This window comes from Neolewinella persica DSM 23188, from assembly GCF_000373105.1.
GTDB classification, from domain to species: Bacteria; Bacteroidota; Bacteroidia; order Chitinophagales; family Saprospiraceae; genus Neolewinella; species Neolewinella persica.
Genome location: NZ_KB890422.1, coordinates 80,206 through 99,330 on the forward strand (window position 1 = coordinate 80,206; position 19,125 = coordinate 99,330).

General features: G+C 51.0%; 11 protein-coding genes. 6 read left to right on the plus strand and 5 right to left on the minus strand.

All coding sequences use genetic code 11. The features are described from left to right. Positions 1-126: 126 nt before the first annotated feature. Together B036_RS0107670 and B036_RS0107675 are read left to right on the plus strand one after the other, a co-directional pair. Complete coding sequence (locus B036_RS0107670; protein WP_020568113.1) at positions 127-2,178, plus strand: hypothetical protein; 2,052 nt, start codon at positions 127-129, stop codon at positions 2,176-2,178. A gap of 207 nt (positions 2,179-2,385) precedes the next feature. Beyond that, entirely contained in the window at positions 2,386-3,039 is a 654-nt protein-coding gene (locus B036_RS0107675) for a hypothetical protein (RefSeq protein WP_020568114.1), read from the plus strand. 260 nt (positions 3,040-3,299) lie between these two features. Here the strand turns inward: B036_RS0107675 and B036_RS31800 are convergent, their stop codons facing one another. Then, positions 3,300-5,762 (minus strand): zinc-dependent metalloprotease, encoded by a 2,463-nt coding sequence (locus B036_RS31800; RefSeq protein ID WP_020568116.1) that lies wholly within the window; start codon positions 5,760-5,762, stop codon positions 3,300-3,302. Positions 5,763-6,246: 484 nt separating this feature from the next. Between B036_RS31800 and B036_RS0107685 the strand changes: the two genes are divergently transcribed. After that, positions 6,247-6,876: a porin family protein gene (locus tag B036_RS0107685; protein WP_020568117.1), complete on the plus strand. Its 630-nt coding sequence runs from the start codon at positions 6,247-6,249 to the stop codon at positions 6,874-6,876. A 179-nt stretch (positions 6,877-7,055) separates the two neighbouring features. Here B036_RS0107685 and B036_RS0107690 read toward each other — a convergent pair whose 3' ends face one another. Beyond that, entirely contained in the window at positions 7,056-7,670 is a 615-nt protein-coding gene (locus tag B036_RS0107690; RefSeq protein WP_020568118.1) for a NifU family protein, read from the minus strand. Between the two features lie 323 nt (positions 7,671-7,993). On the opposite strand from B036_RS0107690, the gene B036_RS0107695 reads away from it, so the two are divergent. Then, complete coding sequence (locus B036_RS0107695; protein ID WP_026231785.1) at positions 7,994-8,881, plus strand: porin family protein; 888 nt, start codon at positions 7,994-7,996, stop codon at positions 8,879-8,881. Positions 8,882-8,891: 10 nt separating this feature from the next. Here B036_RS0107695 and B036_RS0107700 read toward each other — a convergent pair whose 3' ends face one another. Beyond that, positions 8,892-11,273 carry an outer membrane beta-barrel family protein gene (locus tag B036_RS0107700; protein ID WP_020568120.1) on the minus strand — a complete coding sequence of 794 codons (2,382 nt, stop codon included), beginning with the start codon at positions 11,271-11,273 and terminating at the stop codon, positions 8,892-8,894. Between the two features lie 163 nt (positions 11,274-11,436). Then, positions 11,437-12,588, minus strand: coding sequence for a helix-turn-helix domain-containing protein (locus tag B036_RS0107705; protein WP_020568121.1), 1,152 nt, complete (start codon positions 12,586-12,588; stop codon positions 11,437-11,439). A gap of 427 nt (positions 12,589-13,015) precedes the next feature. Here B036_RS0107705 and B036_RS28475 point away from each other — a divergent pair, with 427 nt between their 5' ends. Further along, positions 13,016-13,825 carry a DUF547 domain-containing protein gene (locus B036_RS28475; RefSeq protein WP_169435039.1) on the plus strand — a complete coding sequence of 270 codons (810 nt, stop codon included), beginning with the start codon at positions 13,016-13,018 and terminating at the stop codon, positions 13,823-13,825. 55 nt (positions 13,826-13,880) lie between these two features. On the opposite strand, the gene B036_RS0107715 is transcribed toward B036_RS28475, so the two are convergent. Beyond that, positions 13,881-15,284, minus strand: a complete 1,404-nt coding sequence (locus tag B036_RS0107715) for a hypothetical protein (protein ID WP_020568123.1) — start codon at positions 15,282-15,284, stop codon at positions 13,881-13,883. Positions 15,285-15,492: 208 nt separating this feature from the next. On the opposite strand from B036_RS0107715, the gene B036_RS0107725 reads away from it, so the two are divergent. After that, positions 15,493-18,780 carry a DUF7619 domain-containing protein gene (locus B036_RS0107725; RefSeq protein ID WP_020568125.1) on the plus strand — a complete coding sequence of 1,096 codons (3,288 nt, stop codon included), beginning with the start codon at positions 15,493-15,495 and terminating at the stop codon, positions 18,778-18,780. Positions 18,781-19,125 lie beyond the last annotated feature (345 nt).

The following is a 19,125-nucleotide window of genomic DNA, read 5'->3' on the forward strand; positions in this document are numbered from 1 at the left end:
GTACTTCCGTAGAAGTACGGGTTGGTTACTCCATCGCCTGCTCTGGCAAAATGTACTTCCGTAGAAGTACGGGTTGGCATAACTACCGAGCAACTACATAAAAAATAAATTATCTTAGTCCCTCCAATGACAACGACCGAACCCCAACTTATTAACGACATCATCCTGAACGCAGACGCTTCAGGTAACCTCCTTGCCTACCAGGCAAAAGGCTTCCCTAAGTACCAGAAAGTTTACAGTATTGGTGGAGAACCGGTAGAGAAGGTGATCCGCTTCCCAAACCATGACTTTATTCTGCTCAGTACCGCCACCGGGAATTATTTACGTGACCTCGACAACCAACCGGTAGCGGAAGAGGAACATTGGACCGATTTTTATTTTGAGCCACTAACCGAAGGTCTGTACCGTAAAGATGAACGAAACAACTGGTATGATCTGGAAGGTTTTCGCCTGATGGTGCCGGTATTCCTGAAAGGGGATGTACTGGTGTCTTTGCCGGGCAAAATAAGTCGGAAGTCCTGGGCATTTGCCGGGCAGGAGGTACTGATCAGCCCGCAAGCCCGGTTGATTCAGGTAGGTAAAATGGTTTTCGATACCAATCTGGAGGCAATACGGTATTTTGGAGAAAGAATTACTGGTTTAGGGCGGGGGCACATCAGCTTCGGTGGGGAGGACCAGTGGCAGGAAGTCTGCCGGGGCCGAACCGAGCGGGCGTTCGTTAACGAGTTTACCGGTGCACCACTCTTGATTAACGATGAAGAAATCATCGCTCATCTTGGCGGAGAAATTCGGGGGATACGACATTTTGAGGTGCTCCGATCTGCCCAGCGAACATACACCGTAGAGAACGCTGCCGACGCAGTGATCAGTTATCTGAACCGACCACTGGAGGTAGATATGTCTACCTACCTGGAGTTAAACGGCCGGGAAATCGTCCGGGTAACCGACGGCCGTAAAGACTTTTATTTTGACTTACAAACCAGGGCACCTTTTCGGCTGGCGGCCGCCGGTGAAGAATTGATCCATACCATTAGCCATAAGCCGGTTCGTGTACCAGGTGTAGTGCTTTATGATGTCGGTACGGCTCATAAATTCTTTGTGTATGATACACGTAACAACCGGCCATTTAAGTTAGAAGGCGAAGATATTTTACCTACTTCCATTGAGGAGGTCAGTGGGTTTGAAGCCTGGTTCTTCCTGGCATTAATTGACGGAGCATCAAAACTATGCACCAAGCATGACCTGAAGGTGGTGCGCCTCGGTAGTGAAAACCTAGAAATTGCCAACATTTTGAGCAAATCTCCCACTAAGCTGGTAAACGCGCGGGGAACCCGCGGAGAGCGGTTGGTGCTTGACTTACGGCGGGGGGCAGAACAACTTACCTTGGCAATGGCCGACGGACATCGGATAGAAGCAGCTACCGGTGCTCCGCACCGGATCGGGGATCGCTTTCTACAACATGTTTCTTTAGCCTCTTTGGGCGGAGCCGTTCCCCGGTTGGTAGACTTGGAACTGGAAACCCTCGCCACCTTCACCCTGCCTGAAGACTTGACGGAATATCCGGACCAGCCCCAAAGTTCCTGTTTTGCGTCTAACCCAATTACCGGGATTAATTTTTCCGAAACCTTTTTGGTACAGGGCGAAGCGTTTTTACGGGCGACATTCCTCACCTACCAGGGAGAGGAGGAAGACTTAGTACTTAAGGCCGGCAACGCCGGCCCGCTACACCTCGACGGAGCCGGGCACCGGAATGAGTTGGTCGTCGGATTTAAGGAACATACCATACATAAACCTTATCATCTTGGGGAGCACTTATTGGTGGGCGCACGAACCCTGAACGAAGAATTGAAAAGCGGAGAACTATTGTTTTCCATCAGCCGGTACCAGAGTTGGTTGCCCTTCTACGACACTTTTTTACCCGTCTTCAGGCGAGCCATCGAGCTGTCGGGTAAAGAGTATTGGCCGTGCTACTTATTTGAAGCACTGGAGCATGGAGGCTCCGGAGAGTACATCGCTGTGGAAAAGGAGGAGCCCTACCGGGTATTGGCCACCAGAAAGAAGGACAAGGTGCTGCCAAAGATTGTGACCACCAAATCAAGGGCCTTATTGGACCCGAACGATGTCAGTGGATTGATCGATTTGTTTGTGGACCGAGGAATGCTGGTAGAAGTCGCTTGATAGGTGGCCCCTATCCCCTTTCCTTTCGAAGGTATCCCCTACTTCCTTAACGATCCTTTAATTGTCCGGAGCTGAAATTTTAAGACTTTCAGGTGCAACCTTTACCTACCGGCAAACGCCATTAGGGTAAATGACCCTTTTGAAAAGACCATTGTGGCCTTATCAAATACCTAACTCAACAAATTTTAATTCACAAAAGACTATATCATGAGACTCCTCTTTTTCTTTTTCTGTGTATTCACCTTTTCCGCATTGCAGGCACAAGACGTAAGCGTAGATTACGATGGCCCCGTTCTTGCTTACCAGGCTGAAGATGCTTCCGAAGCACTTGATCTTGGCCTCAACTCCCGGGGCCGCGAACGCACCCTCCTCGGTGACCTGGACCTTACCGGCGCATGGGGTGGCCCTACCTATAATTACTCCATGACCGGAGATGACTGGGCACTGGTCCGTGGTGGCTTCGGTGGTCTTGAATTCGGTGAAGAATTTTTCATCGGTTACGGCGGATGGAAAGGTCGTGAGTCCTTCACTGTTGATGATCCGGTGACAACTTCTCCGCAGTTCGATTTCAAGCACAGCGGATTGATTCTGGCTTATGCCCCATTTTCTGATAACGCCATACATCCACGTATCACGACCATCTTCGGGCCAGGTAAAGTTGATGTAGCCGGCGAAGGCCGGGACCGCATGCTGGTAGGACAGGCAATGGTTGGCCTGGAACTCAACTTGTTCCAGTGGTTCCGTATTGGTGCCGAAGGTGGCTACCGTTTCAGTACTGGGGTAGATAGTGAACTGATCTCAGATCGGGACGTATCAGGTGCCATTGTTCAGTTGGAAGCTCGTTTTGGTTTCAGCTGGTAGGCTTTGTACTCAGGATTCAGCATTCAGAACTCAGTTTTCAGTATTCAAGTTTCAATGGCAAACAGGAATCTATTCTGGAAACTGAACACTGGTTCCTGAAAACTGATCCCTGTATACTGAAACCTGAGTACTAAAAAAAAGCCCCGCCAGGTAAGTCCGACGGGGCCGAAAGCCGATTGGTTCAAAACAAGTTAATCTTTGCAAAATTGGCGGGGAACGTGACCATCAGGTCGGTTCCCCGCCAGTTTTACAGGAAAACCCTACCGGGCAACAGTAAACTTGGTTGTTGTGCTATAGCCACTTGAGGCTTCGAGGCGAAGTAAGTAAGTGCCAACCGGTAAATTCAGGATAGGAATGGTGACCTGTTGGTTACCTTGTGTGAGCCGCTGTTGCAGTTTGTGCACTGTACGGCCGGTAACATCAACAATACGGATACTTGCGGTAGTCGCTTCCTTTACACTTACGTCAAGGTTGAGCAGATCGGATGCAGGGTTCGGGAAAACCTGCAACGTTTCATCCTGGTTGTTTACCGAAGGTTCCGGTGTAGTAACGATGGGCTCTCCCTCGCCGGGAATCAAGGCTACGCAACTGCTGCCTTCGTAGATCCGAATATTGCGGAAAAAGGAGTTGCCATTGCGTGAACCACCGTCGTGGTCAGCAGTGAAGAACAGTCGGTTAAAGTTTCCGGTATAGTATTGGCCTACAGGAATGGTGTAAGCCTTCCAAACGCCCGTTTGTGAATAGGTGTTAAAAGCTCCGATGCCCCAGTTTTGAGTACCGAACATCTGGAAAGTAAAGTTGGAGCTGATGCCGTTATTGTTATCGAAACCAATGCCGTGAATCTCCCCCTGGATGGTAGATCCGAATTCGAATTCAATGATGGTATTGGACGTAACCGTGTAGTTAAGGTTGATGCTCTTCCAGGCATTATTCTGGATCATGATCGTATTTGCGTCCATTACGGCTACTGTGCCACGGTCCTGAGCTCCGCCGTAGGTGGTTGGTGGGTTCGTGACAAAGCTCAAGGCGTCGCAGGTAGTGTCGCCACCACCATCATCATCTCCGCCGCCGCCACCGCCGCCAGTTTGGGCGCAGAAATCTTCGGTGGTGCTTCTGCCAAAGTTGCCGCCGGTGGCGACGTCTGTACCATTTAGGTTAATGGTATAAGCACCATTGCCGTAAGAGCAGCAGATGCCATCTCCGTAGGAGTCGGTGATGCTGAAGGTGTAACAACCGTCAGGTAAACAGGCCTCTTCAGTGTAGGTAGTGTTCCTGCTGGTGTAACCGCTTCCGGAGGCAACGGTAGAGCCCGAAGCATTGGTAAGCGTCCAGGCGGTCTCGCTTGGGTAATTGTCAGTAAGGATGGTGATCGTTGTAACGTTGTCGGTACAGCTGCCGCCGCCGCCACCGCCGCCGCCACCGCCACCGCCGCCGCCAGAGCAGGAGCTGAGGCAATTGCCGTTGTAGGCGCGGTTACGCATAAGGTTGCCTGGCTGAGAGCCAAAACCCAGGTTGAAGTTTACGCCTGCACTGGTGAGGTGGCAGTAACTCATAATGGTGCCACCACCACTTGGTATGCTTGGCCGGGCACAGCCACCGGAAGTGGGATAGCAACCGTCGATGGCTGTATTATTTCCATTCCAGACACAGGCGTGGGTATGCTGCGAGCCGAAATTATGACCCAATTCGTGTGCCATTACGTTGACGGACCAACTGTAGGAGGGCACGTTGTTGAAACTGTTGTCGATTGAGCTAAAACCATATCCGTAGTTATTGGAGCACAGCACATCCACATACGCCACGCCGCCGCTGGCCTGGAAAGACACGAGGTGGGCGATGTCGCCGTTGAAGCTGGTACGGTTAGCCAGGAAGGCATTTAGGTTGCCACCGCTGGAACCACTGTTGTAAGGGTCGTTGGTCGTCCAGACAAATAACTCGCTCATGACCAGGTTGATATTTTCATTGGCGTAGAGGACTGCCACCTGATTGAATAGACCGGTGATGAAGCTGGTAACGGCGGAGCTGCTGCCTCGTTGCTGGAAGATGGAATAATCAGCCTCCATAAATACGTTGACACAATTGTTGGCATCCTTTTGGCTGGGGTCCACGTCAATCAGCTCCTTTGGGCTGTAGGGTAGGCCAGAGTCAGGTGTGGCACATTCGCCCAGGTCAGGTGGGGGGAGGTCTTTGTCGTTGTAGAGTATGTGCTGTTCTCCTTTGGTTAGTTTTCCCAGAACGAAGTTGCCCGCATCGGTAGCAATGATGCCGCTGACTTCTCCCTCAAAGACAGAAATCGCCACCAGGCTGTTGGGGTCATCAGAGACGATGCCCCGGTAATGCAGGCCCAGTGCAGCTTTTTTGTAATACTTAGAACCACTTTCAGTGATCCTGAAGTCGTCGGAAAAGATGCTAGCGCGAACCAGCGCAACCTTACCGATATTGCCGGGCAGCATCAGTTCGAGGTTTTCTGGGGCGGCTTCCCGTAACTCGGTGAGTGCTTGGGTATTGAGGTCTAGCATGTCGTACGGAGCACCTGCTTTATCCAGGGTAGCGACCGGAGCGGCGCTTTTTGCGAAGGAGAAAAGCGCAAAGCGCTCCTCGAAACTCTTTTCGGCGCGGGCCTCTTCAATGAGTACAGCGGGCCGTAAATCCTGGGCCGTAAGGCCAAGGGTGGTCAGCAGGGCCGTGCAAAGCACTGCTAGACAGAAAGTAATAATGCGCATAGTTGCATTTATGTTAGAAAGCTATGAAAATGAGCACACCGTGCAGGCACGGTGGGCGTTGGTTTTGATCCTTAAACTATGCTGGGGTGTTCGTTCAGACAAAAAATAGATTGCATCCGCTGCAAGCAGCGAAGGCAGTAGTTTTTAGTTCAAAATTTGTGGGGAAGGAAAGACCTTAGAAGCTTACCGAGCCGCCCGTGCAAGGACAACTCAAATGGTAAAAAAAACTATTACTGGTAGAATAGATGCCCGAAAAACGAGAGGCGGCTGATTCTATTGCCCAAGGGGGCAGAAAATATTAACTAAAAAACAATGTAAGTTGCCCTGCTTGCTCCTTTAAGGCTCTTTGTACCTGCGGCCGCGCCTGATTTTCTAAATACTCCCATAGGATTAGAAGCCTCCGCAGTAACCTATGCTAAAGAGTGTTTTTTATTTTCAGAATGCCCTTATCTTCGCCACGCACATTCATTAAAATCCTATAACCATGCGTACAATTCTTTCTCTTCTTTTTGTTGTGGCCCTTTGTGGCAGCAACCTCTCCGCCCAGAACTTTGGCGTTCGCGGCGGCCTCAACTTAACCACTATTTCCGTTGATACCGATGGTGCTAACGTTTCTTTCGACCGGCAGGCTAACCTCATGCTGGGCTTATTCCTCGACCTGCCACTCGGCGGAGAAAAATTCATGCTGTCCCCCGAATTGAGCTTCGTTGGCCGCAGCTATGGAGTCGACTTTGACTTTTTGGGCACGAACATAGAAACTAAGGTCAATCTGGCTTACCTGGACCTGGGGGTGCTGGCCAAATACATGATCGTAGACAACGGATCGGTCGGGTTTTACGTAGCGGCCGGACCCGTTGTCAGCTATGCCATGAGCGGTAATGTTGAAACAAATGGGGACAAGGAAGACATCGAATTCGATGATGAAGATGGCTTTAACCGGACCAACCTTAACCTCGCTGGAGCCGCAGGCCTCACTTTTGGACAGAAGTTTTTCGTTGAAGGACGGTACATGGCCGGTCTTAGCAGCCTGGGTGATGGCGAAGATGGAGAGGGGGATACGAAATGGAACTCCATCGGTATCAACGGCGGTGTTCGGATTCCACTCGGCAACTAATTTATGATCAAACCGACCTGTTCAAAAACAAAAACGGCACGCATGAATATGCGTGCCGTTTTTGTTTTTGCCGGAAGGAGAAACCTGAACCCTGACTGTAGCTCGTTGAATGGAATTCCAATCGGGGGGGTAGGATTTTAAGGTATCCGCCCCAAAGACCAATAGACCAATAGACCAATTTATCCCATTTCCTGTACTACTTCCTTAACCTGTGGCATCATCCGCTTGAGCATGGATTCGATACCGGACTTGAGGGTCACCGTTGAGCTGGGGCAACCACTGCAGGAGCCCTGCATGATGACCGTCACGATACCTTCATGGTAGCTTTTAAATTCGATGTTGCCACCGTCCATTTCAACGGCTGGCTTAACGTAAGTATCGATCAGTTCCTTGATCTGCTTTACTGCTTCGGCGTCGTCCTCATCGTATTCGTAACTCACGCCACGTTCTTCCTCAATGCGGGCAACCTCTTCGGCAAAACCTTCTTTGATAATCGGTTTGTCGTCCTGCAGGTAGTCCTTGATGTACTCCTTGAGTTTGAGCATGACGTCCTCCCAGCTGTAGTTGAACTCTTTGGTCAGGGTCACGTAGTTGTTCGCGATGTAGACCTTCTTTACGTAGGGGAAATCGTACAAAGCAGCGGCCAGCTCCGACCATTCACGGGCGAATTCTTCTTCTTTAAATTCAGCCGTGCCATTGTAAAGCATGCGGTTGGTCACAAACTTTAAACTTTCCGGGTTGGGGGTCTGCTCGGTGTAGAGCAGTACGGGGCGCTTGGTGGCAGTTTGACTCATAATTTTTGTTTTTCGGGCCTTTGCCCTGGTCGATTAAACACCTTTAGGCCGCTTGGGTTTAATCAAGGGGGCAAGTTGTCAAGTTATCGGGTTGTCAAGGGGGCAAGGTGTCAAGTTGTCAAGTTGTCGTGTGTCCGGACAACTTAACAACCCGACAACTTGACCAATGCGGGGCCGCAGGTGCAATAAAATACAGAAGGAGCAAGGGAAGACACATTGATTTTCACCTTTCGCCAACCATTACCGGACAAAACCCCATCTTTGCTCTGTAGTTCAGGCTGAGTAGGCCGGGGACTCAGATTCCAATGAACCAAAATTTAAACATGCGCATTTTTCTACTGACTTTAACCCTGTGCTCGGTTTCCCTTATCACCCCACTGTTCGCACAAGAATTTAGCGGCGGCTTTCGTGCCGGCCTTAACTTTATTTCTTTCGATGGTGATCCGGAAATGAGTGCCGATGGTTCCATCACTTTCGAAGAGTTTAAGCGGACGACCGGATTTCACGTTGGGGCCACTTTTGCCCTTGCGTTCACTGATCTGGTTGGCGTAAAAGCAGACCTGATGTACAGCCAGAAGGGTGGGGAGCGGCGCTTCACCAACACGCCTTCCTTCTTTTATCTTTACTCCGGCCCGGAGGATAGCGAAGGGGAGGTAAATTTCGGCACCCTCAATTCAGAGATAGATGTGGTAAACAGCTATATTGATATCCCGGTATTGGCTTACTACAGAATTGGAATTTTTGAATTGGAAGCCGGTGCCAGCATGGGCTTTATGGTCAATAGTGAGGTGTCTGGTGGCAAGACCTACACCAACACTCGTTTTGGCGGTGGGGATAACCCCATCATTCTGAATGTGGATGGCCGGTATTTCAGCGACGAGGCTGCCGGAGCAGGAATCATCAGCCTTTCCTCTACGCCACTTCCAAGTACCTCAGTGTTACCTCCCGAAGTTATTTCCGCCTACTACAACAATAGCAGTAATGACCCGCTGTACCGCCGCTTCGATTTCGGTCTGATCGGAGGGCTCAATGTGTTCCTGAACAATGGCCTGTTCATTGGTGGCCGGTATCAGTATGGCCTTACCGACCTGACGCGTCCGGAAAATGATTTGAGGCGTGCCAATGAAGACCAGATTGGTGGCCGGGAATACAATGCGGACGATAAGGACTATAGCCGTTCGTTTCAGGCAAGTATCGGGTTTCGTTTCTAGCAGGCTTCTGCTACCTGCTTCTTCTCCGAACGCCATCATTCCCAAATCCGCGTTCTTTTACTTGTACGGTTTCATTTCCTAACCGATATCCGATCGTCAACCGAACGTGGCGGGAGGCATAGTTTTGTCCGTACGCCGTACGAACGCCGTTGACCTCAGAGACCAGGGACCGCAGGCTCCCGGTGTCGAAAATATCGTTGGCCAGGAAGGATACGTTAAGGGCTTTGCTAATCTGCTGCTGCCAACCCACCGTCAGTCCATAGGTGGCACCGACAACGAAAACGTTGGCGCGGTGTGGGGCATTGTACCAACCGTTCACCTGTAACTTACCCTTGCCAACCTGAAGAGTATTATCAGAACTTAGGTTGAACTGGACTCCATTTTGATTGTCCACCACGAATCCCGGCAGAACCTCCGTAACCCCGGCGTAGAGATAAGCCTGATTCCTACTCGTCCATTTACCAACTTCCAGTGTGTAAGATTCGCCGATACCAAAGTAGTATTCCCGGAAATAATTGCGCCGAATGGTGGCCTGCACCTGGCTTTCCGGCTCTGCGGAGAACAAGGTGCCGTGACCAGCAATGGTCCGGTTGAAGAAAACATTGGTGCGCAGCCCCTTCCAGGCGTGGGTGAAATCCAGCAGATCGGTAAAGGATGGCTGGAGAAAGGGGTTGCCTTCGGAAAAGCTGTTGCTGTTGACGTAAACCCGGAATGGATTCAGGTTCCTGAACCCTGGCCGGTTGATTCGCCGGCCATAGCTAAAGGTGTAGTTGCGGTTTTCGTTGGGCTGAAAACTGAGGTACAGGGTCGGGAATAGCTTGAAGTAATTGTTCGGCGTCCGCTGGTCCAGGGTCAACGAGTAGCTTTCGGTTTGGGTGTTTTCGGCACGCAGACCAAGCTGCCATTGCCAGGCCGTTCCCCATTTTCCACTGCCGTTCAGGTAGGCTGCCTGTACGTTCTCTTCGTAGTTAAATACGTTGGAGAGCACTGGGTCGAAGACGGGGTTACCACTGCGGGTATCGAAATTTTCCTGGTCGCCCAGGGTGGTGGTCCAGGTGGCAGACAGGCCGTAACTCAGGTCCAGGCCGGGAATCGGGTGTGCGACGTCGACTTTGACGCTCAGGTTGTCGATAAGCTGGTCGGAAGCATTGATTTGTGCCAGGTTGAGCCCGGAGAAGCTACCGTCGCCGAGGAACGTTTTTACCTGACTTCCTTGTTTAAGTTCATTGTCATAGTCAAAGAGGTCGAGGTCAAAGGAGACGCTGCGGCCATTAGTGTCGATGACCCACCGACTATGAAGGTTGGCGGTATGGCTGATGACGGAGCGGTCAGCTTGCAGATTGTTCACTAAGGTGGAGTCTGTCCCGCCTTCCCGGTTCAGGACGCTTGTAACGGCAGGGCCGATGAAGTTGGGCTGGCCGAAATTACCCAAATATTGTCCCCCGAAGCTGAATCGGTTATTGACCTCATAGTCAAGGGCAAGGCGGCCCGTCTGGTTTTCTTGCTGGCTTTTCAGGTGCATTTTTGTATCCCAGACTGCAGAGGGGAAGGTGGCGGTTATTTGCTCAAAATCTTGTTGGAACCCCCTGCGGGCACTTGCATTCAGCGATAGGCTGACTTTGTCGTGTCGATAAAAGAAAGTGTTGTTCAGGTTGGTGTTTCCGTAATAGGCCTGGGTGTGGGACAGGGTCGTGCTGTTTTTCCAACTGTCGCTGCGCCCTTTTTTAAGGACGATATTGAGCAGGCCTCCCTGGCCAGCGGCAGCATAGCGGGCGGGTGGGTTGCTGATAATTTCTATGGTAGCGATGTCATCGGCAGATAGCCCGGTCAGGAAATTTGCCAGCTCGTCGCCAGAGAGCTGTAGCAGACGTCCGTTAAGTAGTACCGCCGGGGTACCCCGGCCGATCAACTCCAGCAGGCCGTTTTGCAGTCGTACGCCGGGTGCGAGTTGGAGGGCGTCGAGCGCACTGCCGCCGGTGGCGGCCACGCTTTGTTCGACGTTGAAAATCAGGCGGTCGGTACGTTGCTCGATCAACCGTCGTTGTGCAGAGACGGTGACGGTTTCTAGGTTGGCCCGGGAGGTTGGTAAATCCAGCGCGCCAATGTCTTGGTCAGAGTCGATATAGATGGGTATGTTCTGTGCCGCGTAGCCGAGGTAACTTGCTTTTAACCGGTAGTTTCCAGCAGGGACAGAGAATTCAAATCTTCCGCTTTCTGTGGTGAAATTGCCTTTGATGAAATTGCCGAGCGTGTCCTGTAGTAAGACCTCGGCGTAGGGCAATGGTGTGCCATCAGCGACGATGATGCCGGTTAAACGATGCTGGCCGGAGAGGTGGCCGGAGAGGAACAGTAAAAGACCTAAGGTTGCGTAGAGGAGTGTTTTATACTTCATACCGCAAAGAAGGCGCGGCCGCAGGTGCAGGGCGACCTGATGCGCAAAGTCGAACGGATTTAAATGGTACGATGTTTTTTAGCAGGCGTTCGACTTTTTACAAGCGGCTGTTTATCAGTTGTTAAGGGGGGGCTCGCTCTGATGGAAAGGCTTACCGGCCTGCTCACTTCGGGCGGGACGCCTGATAATCGCGCCGAAACTGAGTAGGCGTCTTTCCCGTCCGGTTCTTGAACGCTACGTTGAAGGAAGACTTGGAGTTAAAGCCTACAGCGTACAGGATCTCCAGTACGGTCATCTTCCGGTTTTCCGGGGCCAGGAGCATACGTTTGGCTTCCTTGATTCGATAGTCGTTGATGAAATCGAAAAAATGGCAGTTAAGGTCTTGATTGATGAGTAAGGAAAGCTCTCTGTCGGGCCAACTCAGCTGGTTGGCGAGTTCCCTGACGGTAAGGGTGGGGTTGAGGTAGGGGCGCTTGGTTTCCATATGGCCCTGCAGGGTGCCAATGCGGCCGTCTTCTCCTTGCTCTTCAGCTTCCATTGCACCTGCGACCGCGCCTCCTGCTCTGATGGGCACCAAACGCGATTCCACGCCACGAAACAGATTAGGATGCAGCATGATCTTAAAGAGTAGCCAGCACAAAAAGCCGAGCAATAAACTCACCATACCAATGCGTACCAGCGTAATCATCTCGTAGCTGTCCACCAACCTTTTGAAGACGTTTTTAAAAGCAGAGAAAAGGAACAGGACCGACAACAGAACATTCATTTGCCAGAGCCATTTGTGGGTCTCCGAACCATTGTCAGCATAATTTTCTCGCAATATTTTGCGGTACCGTGCCAGCTCAACAAAGACTAATACGAGGTAAACAATTGCCTGGAGGTGGCCGATGACCATTGCGGCATAGGTTTCCCAATGAGCCAAGTAATTTTGAAAGAATTCCTTGCGGACGACCTCTGGAACGCCGTAAAAACGCGGGATGAACAGGATAGTAGTCAGTAAAAATGGCGTGAGGTGCCAAAGGTGTTGCCACCGCAGCTTGAAGTCTCTGTACAATAGTGAGCGTACAAACAGGTAGAATAAGGGAGCGGATAACAAATTGATGTCGTCGCGCAGCTTTTCAATGACCAGTGGCGGTGAATAGTGCTGGTGGTAGAAAAATACACTGATGGTTACTGCCAGGATCATCAGGTAAGCGGCGATCAATCGGTTTGCTAACCTGTTTTGAGTAGGTACCACCAGGGCGAACAGCGCCATCAGCATCGCTATGAACAGGATGCCCAGGGTAAGGATGCCGAGGAGGGTAGTTGTGGTCATTTTCTTTCAACCGCTAAGGTATCCATTCTGTGGTAGTTCCGGGACAGTGAGCCGGGTCTGGTAACCGTCTTGACAAACCGGCCAGACTATTGGACATGTTCTGAACTGGACGCTCGCAGGACCTCAGCAATTGAGCCGGCGGCGAAATTGATGAGGTCCTGCGAGCGCCCGTCCCCCCATTTAATAAAATCTCTAGTAATCATCAAACCGACCTAAACCAAAATGCCGACGGGGTAAGCCATTAAGGTAGGCTGCCCCTCAAAGAAAGTTGTTTTTTGATAAGTCGTGAGACTACTGGTTAAGTCCTTAGAAAAGGAAGGGTGATTCCGGACAGTAGCGGCACGGGATTTGCCCTATGCCGACAGTCTACTGCTTACATATGCACAAAACTTAGGACTTTGGTGTTAGGATGAATAAAATATTCATTATGCGCGTCTTCCCAATTTTACTATTTACTGGCTTGTTGCTAGTACTTGCCTCCTGTGGCCGCTACCAACCAGCAGAGAATTACCCCCCGGCAGACTTTATCGGCCCGACGCCGCTGAAACTGAGTCAGGAGATTCTGGAGACCATCAAAAACGGACAGGACGCCACTCCCCTTGTTGACCAACTGGCGGCCCTGGAACCGCAGGAATTGGCGGCCAACCTGGATACCCGCAATAAGAAACTGGCCTTCTGGGTCAATACCTATAATGGAATGGTGCAGTATCTTTTAACGCGAAACCCCGAGCTGTTTGACGATAGTAGTTCTTTCTTCAGTACCCCCAGCTTTACCGTAGCCGGTAAACTGATGAGCCCCAACGAAATGGAACACGGCATTATTCGTGGTGGTGAAAACCGCTTCGGCCTGGGGTTCATCCCGCAGTTCTTTCCAAACAAGTTTGAGCGAACCTTTAAAATAAAGGGGGGTGATTCCCGGGTGCACTTTGCCCTGAACTGCGGCGCGGCCGATTGCCCTCCGGTAGAGGTTTACCAAGCAGCTACTTTTGATGAACAGATTAATAATCGCGTCCGTAAATACCTCGCTAAACACAGTGAGATTAAAGAGGAAGATGGAAAGAAGGTAGTTTATACCTCGCCGCTTTTCTCCTGGTTCCGTGGCGATTTCCGCGATCGTGACGGAATTGACGATTTTTTGGTGGAATACGGGGTCCTCAGCAAAGAGAATAAGAAAATGAAGCGGGAATACACCAGTTATGACTGGACATTGAAAACGGGGATTTGGGCGGAGGATTAGCCTGTAGTGGGCCGTCAGCAGGTAGCACTACTAACGATCTACTACTCACTAACCACTACTTCAACTGTTCCAATAACCAGGGACGTTCCGTACAAGGATCAGTTTGCTCAATCCGCTTAATTAGGAGCTGTTTGGCCTTGTTATCTCCAGGAGCCAAGCGGATGATGGCATTGGCGAACTGAAAGATATTTCGATAATTCTGGAGGTGGTATCCAATACGTTTGCGGCGGGTAAGGAGCTTTCGGGTGCTACTGATGTGGGACTGCAACAGACCGTAGTTGTCTTGCCTGAAGTAGATTTTCAACTGCATAACCCTGGCCGTTAAGTGGTGGATGAAGTCCTTGAAGTCGGCCTGTTGCAGGTGGAATAGTGCATCGCCGTCCTGACCGGTCGCCAGCGCCAGCCGGGCACGGCCAAGGGCCAATACTTCGCTGCCGCCCTTTTCGGGTAATTGGTGCTGGTATTCGTCGAGAAAACTAGCGGCGTAATCCACCTGCTTTAAGCGTATAGCGAGGGCCAGGATATTGTTGAAGGTGAAGATGGTGAGCCGGCCCCGATCGTAAAGGAAGCCAAGGCTAAGCGCTAATTTGTAGAGGGTAAAAGTGGCAGAAATGAAGGATTCGGTACCAGAATTCGCTCTTCGGACACCGTAGTTGATGGCCAACAGCATTAGATTGCGCTGATCCTCGGGAGAAAGATATTCCGAAATAGCACTAAGTTGAGCGGTGAGCTGGGTGAAAGAGGATTCGGCCTTGTCTGGGGGGATGTCTGCATTCAGTTGTAGCCGGGCAACCAGAAGAAACAGACTGATATAGGGGTCCTTATTGTACGGGGCACGGCTGGCGGCTTGCAGGAGAAGTTCCAGGCGGGGGATTTCATAGCTGTTGGCCGTTTTATGTAACCGCTGATGGGCCAGGGTAAGGCAGGCCTGACGTAGACGCAGGGCTAATAAGTAGCGCTCGAGGGTGGTTTCGGGGGCCAGGTAATCGACCCGCCCACCACGGGAAGCCGCAATGTCGAGGTCATATTTTTCCATCGCCAGCCGGTATTCAAGGTGGAGGCGCTCTGTGCTGAGCAATGGAGTAGGGCGGTAACGACGAATTCGCGTCCGGCGGTGATCGTCGAGACGGCGCGCGCGGTAGGCGCGCAGTAAATACTCATCAGGGCCGAACTCGTCCCGGTTAAACGTGTCCCAGGCAAGAAAGGCTTCCAGACGTTTTAACAGCTGATGTTCCAACTGACGAAATTTGGCTGGTTCGTCGGGCTCTCCTGGGTAAATCATGGCAAATTCGTCGCTTGGAGAAGGCGTGGCAATACCTTCGGTCAAATATTGGCGACGAAGCCGGAAGAGTATTCGAACGTCCTCTCTGCGGTTGTGCAATGCGGCTTCCAGCCACAGTTCAGCACGTTTCGCTTCGGCAACACTTAAATTGTGGATGATTTGTTGGAGTAGAGACACGAGATTAATATATTAGGTTTCAACAAACTTTGCCGTAATGTACTATTTTAGCTAGCTAAAATAGTGTTATGTATTTGTCTTTGTTTGTTTTTCATTCAACAACAGAGGGTTATTGTACTTGCTTTCAACGGCCTTTAGCCTGATCATTGTAGTGTTATAGAATCCCCCGGTTGGGAATTCGCTCTTTGAAACTGAAATCATCTCCCCCATGCGTACATATTTTACTACTCTCTTAATCTTAATTGCCGGTGCCTTGGCCGGACAGTGTAGCATATCCGTTCAGGTCGACACAGTGGTCTGTAGCCCGAATGGTGGTTTCCTCATTCTTTTCGACGTGGAAGGTACCGGTGGTGATTCCGGCTGGGTAGTCCAGGAACTGCAGCTGACCGGTGGCTATAATACAGATGAAATCATTCAGGCCGGCCCCTTCTTCGATGAAACGGTGTCCCTGTTCTTCAGTGATATTGATAACCCGAACTGTGTGTTTACCCTGACGGTGGATAGGCCGGAAAATTGCGTAGGCACAGATCCTTGCTTCGGTTTTGCAGCCTTTGTTGAGATTTCCGGTGATACCGTTTGTCAAAGTGACGCATTTATACAGCTTGTGGGAGGAGCCGGTGCCTACACTTTAACCCTTTCGGATGAAACCGGTAATGTGGTGTCTCAACAAACCACTCAAGAGGAATCTTACACTTTTGTTGGGCTAAGTGGTGGCACCTATAGTGTCACCGTCGCCGACGCTCGACAATGTGTTACCGAGATAACTTTCCTTATTGAAACCGATCCCAATTGCGGTAATGGCGGTAACTGTTCCGCCGTACTGGTTGCTGAAGATAGAATTTGCTTTGGTTCTGATGATGGATTCGTTACGGCCGAGCCAAACGGTACCCCACCATTTACCTATCTGTGGAGCAATGGCGCAACAACCCAGAACATAGACGGGCTGACCGCAGGCTTCTACTCACTAACCCTGACTGATGCGGACGGATGTGTAAGTGTACAAGGAATTAATGTTGGAACCTCTTCAAGGATTCGACTCAGCCTGCAGGAGATCGGTGGCAACTGTAGCGCTAACGATACGCTGCACTTCCTCAATCCTCTTGTCTTCGGAGGTGTGCAGCCTTATTCCTACGCTTATTTTGTTGAGGGAGAGTTGGTGAGTACCGAGGAAGAACTTCAAAACCCAGTCACCGGAGTCACTTACACGCTGGTAGTTACGGATGCCCTCGGTTGCACCGAAAACGTTTCCTGGACCGCCCTGGGCGGTAGCGGTTCTTCCACCATCAATTGGTTCTCCCCTTTCTTCCTGCCGTGCGACGGCGGCTCAGTCGAAATTTCAACCGGAGACTCTACGGACCGTTATGAATACCGCTGGATTACCCCAAGTAACGACACCCTGTACGGACCAGCCATTCAGGCAATGGAAGAAGGTACCTACAGCCTTTTTGGTAGTTCCGGCGATGGCAGCTGTACCATCACCGGAGAAGCTGTTGTGATGACTTCAAGCTTAGGTGATAGCTACGAGATCGTCATGCTTGATTCTATGGAGTGTGGGTTTGAACGTTGCATGTATGTTATTTCTCAGGAACCCACTGTTTTGCGTCCGGCCATCACCTTCATCTGGACTGCGCCTGACGGCAGCGTCACCGTTTCACAACAAGGAGGTTGGATCTGTGTAGAGGATCCCGGTCTGTACGTATTGCAAATCGTTGGCCCCTGTGATACCTTAACCCTTAGTACTATCCTGGAAGCCAATACCGAATGTGCGGACCTGAACGGTACCGTTTACATCGATGCAGACGCAAACTGTGGTTTTGATGCCGGAGACATACCCGCCGCAGGCGTCGTCGTAGAAATAAGGGGGGTTGACTCCGGCGCGCTCTACTACGATATTACCGATGCTGACGGACGCTACGGCACCGAAGTGGTGGTTGGCACCTATACCGTCCGTCCCATCACACAGCCGACCCAGCCCTTTGGAACTTGTGAGCCTCCGGCCACTGCCACCGTTACAACAGCTGGCCCAACGGTACTCGATGCCTTCCTTCCGGCACTGTCGGATTGCCCATTGCTAACCACCGACATTACCATGCCGTTCCTCCGGCGCTGTTTCTCCGGCGCTGCCTACGTTACTTATGAGAACCTCGGTTCCGCCACGGCAGAGGATGCCCGGTTGACCGTTGTATTAGATGATTTCCTCGTTGATCCAGTACCCAATATCACGCCAACAAGCCAGGATGGAAATACCTTTGTCTTCGATCTTGGTGACCTTCCTCCTTTTGCCGACGGACGTATCTGGTTCAGCTTTACCGTCAGCTGTCAGGCAGAGTTGGGGCAGATTCACTGCATTGAAGCAGCCATCACACCAGACGATGTGTGCAATAGCCCTGATGACTGGAACGGCGCGATGGTGAACGTAAGTTCGCCCGATTGTGACGGGGATAACCTGAACTTCACTATTAGTAATGTAGGTGAAAACGAAATGAGTGTCCCCCTCTCCTACGTAGTGGTGGAAGACGGAATCATGATGTCCAACGTCCCCGTTGTTGTGGAGGCGCTGGATGCCGGACAAACCTTCACGGTTGCCCTGCCCGCTGATGGAAAAACCTACCAGGTGATTACCAACCAGGAGCCAAATGCGCCGGCCTCCGGTACGCCAACGGCCATGGCGGAGGGCTGTGTAGTGCCGGCCGACGGCAATTTCACTACCGGTTTAGGTAATATGCTTGCTTTGGGTAACGGTGTGCCGGCCCAGGCGATCGTTTGTCGCGAAAACGTAGGTGCTTATGACCCTAACGACAAGCTGGGCTATCCGCTGGGCCATGGTGCTGAAGACAATATCCCGCTGGGTACCCGTTTGGATTACACCATCCGTTTCCAAAATACCGGTACGGATACAGCCTTTAATATTGTCGTTAAGGATACGATCAGCATGGCGCTCGACCTGGCCACTTTCAAAGGAGGTAGCTTCAGCCACCCGTACACAATTGATATCGACACCCACCGGGTGATCACCTTTACCTTCGCCAACATCATGTTGCCCGATAGTAATGTTAACCTGGCGGCTAGCCAGGGAGCCATCAGTTTCAGCATCGAACATGCCGCTGATTTATCTCGAGGTGATGATATCTTCAACGCTGCGGCCATCTACTTCGACTTCAATGAGCCAATCATCACGAATAACAGCCATCACCGCATCGAGAAGCAGGGTCTGCCTACCGGTGTGCGGAGTTTGCGGGCGCAGGAAGTGAGCCTTGGGGTGTACCCGAACCCGGGGAACGGGTTGCTGAACATCAGCGTCCCTAACCGGGACATCAAACTAACTGACCTGTTGACGATCACGGACCTTTACGGTCGCCAACTCGCAACGACGGCCTATGGCCAATTGGGCGGCACTTGGGATGTCCGCCACCTTAAACCAGGATTCTACCTTCTGGTCGTAACGGATGAAAACGGCCTCGCCCGCGGACGAACTGGTTTCGTAATTAGTCAATAGTTTGTAGTCCATAGTTAGAGGTACTATGAACTACAAAGGCGCACGAGCGTAGCGAGCATCCTAGCGCTGCAGCCTACAAGACCACAAGACTACAAGACTAATAAAGAGGCGCTGCCGCAGGATGCAATGTGTTGAGTTTAATAGCAGTATTGAGGTAACCATTCCTCCTGACCTGCTAAATTACCTGAGTCTAATTCCCACCCGATCAACAGAAGTTGATCGGGTGTTTTCAACAAATTGATTATTGGGCGACTATTTTATGCTATATTTTAAAAGGATATTTATTATTTTTTGTATAAAGTAGTTTCAACAAATTTAAAAAAGTGTCTTTGTCTACTTGTGTTT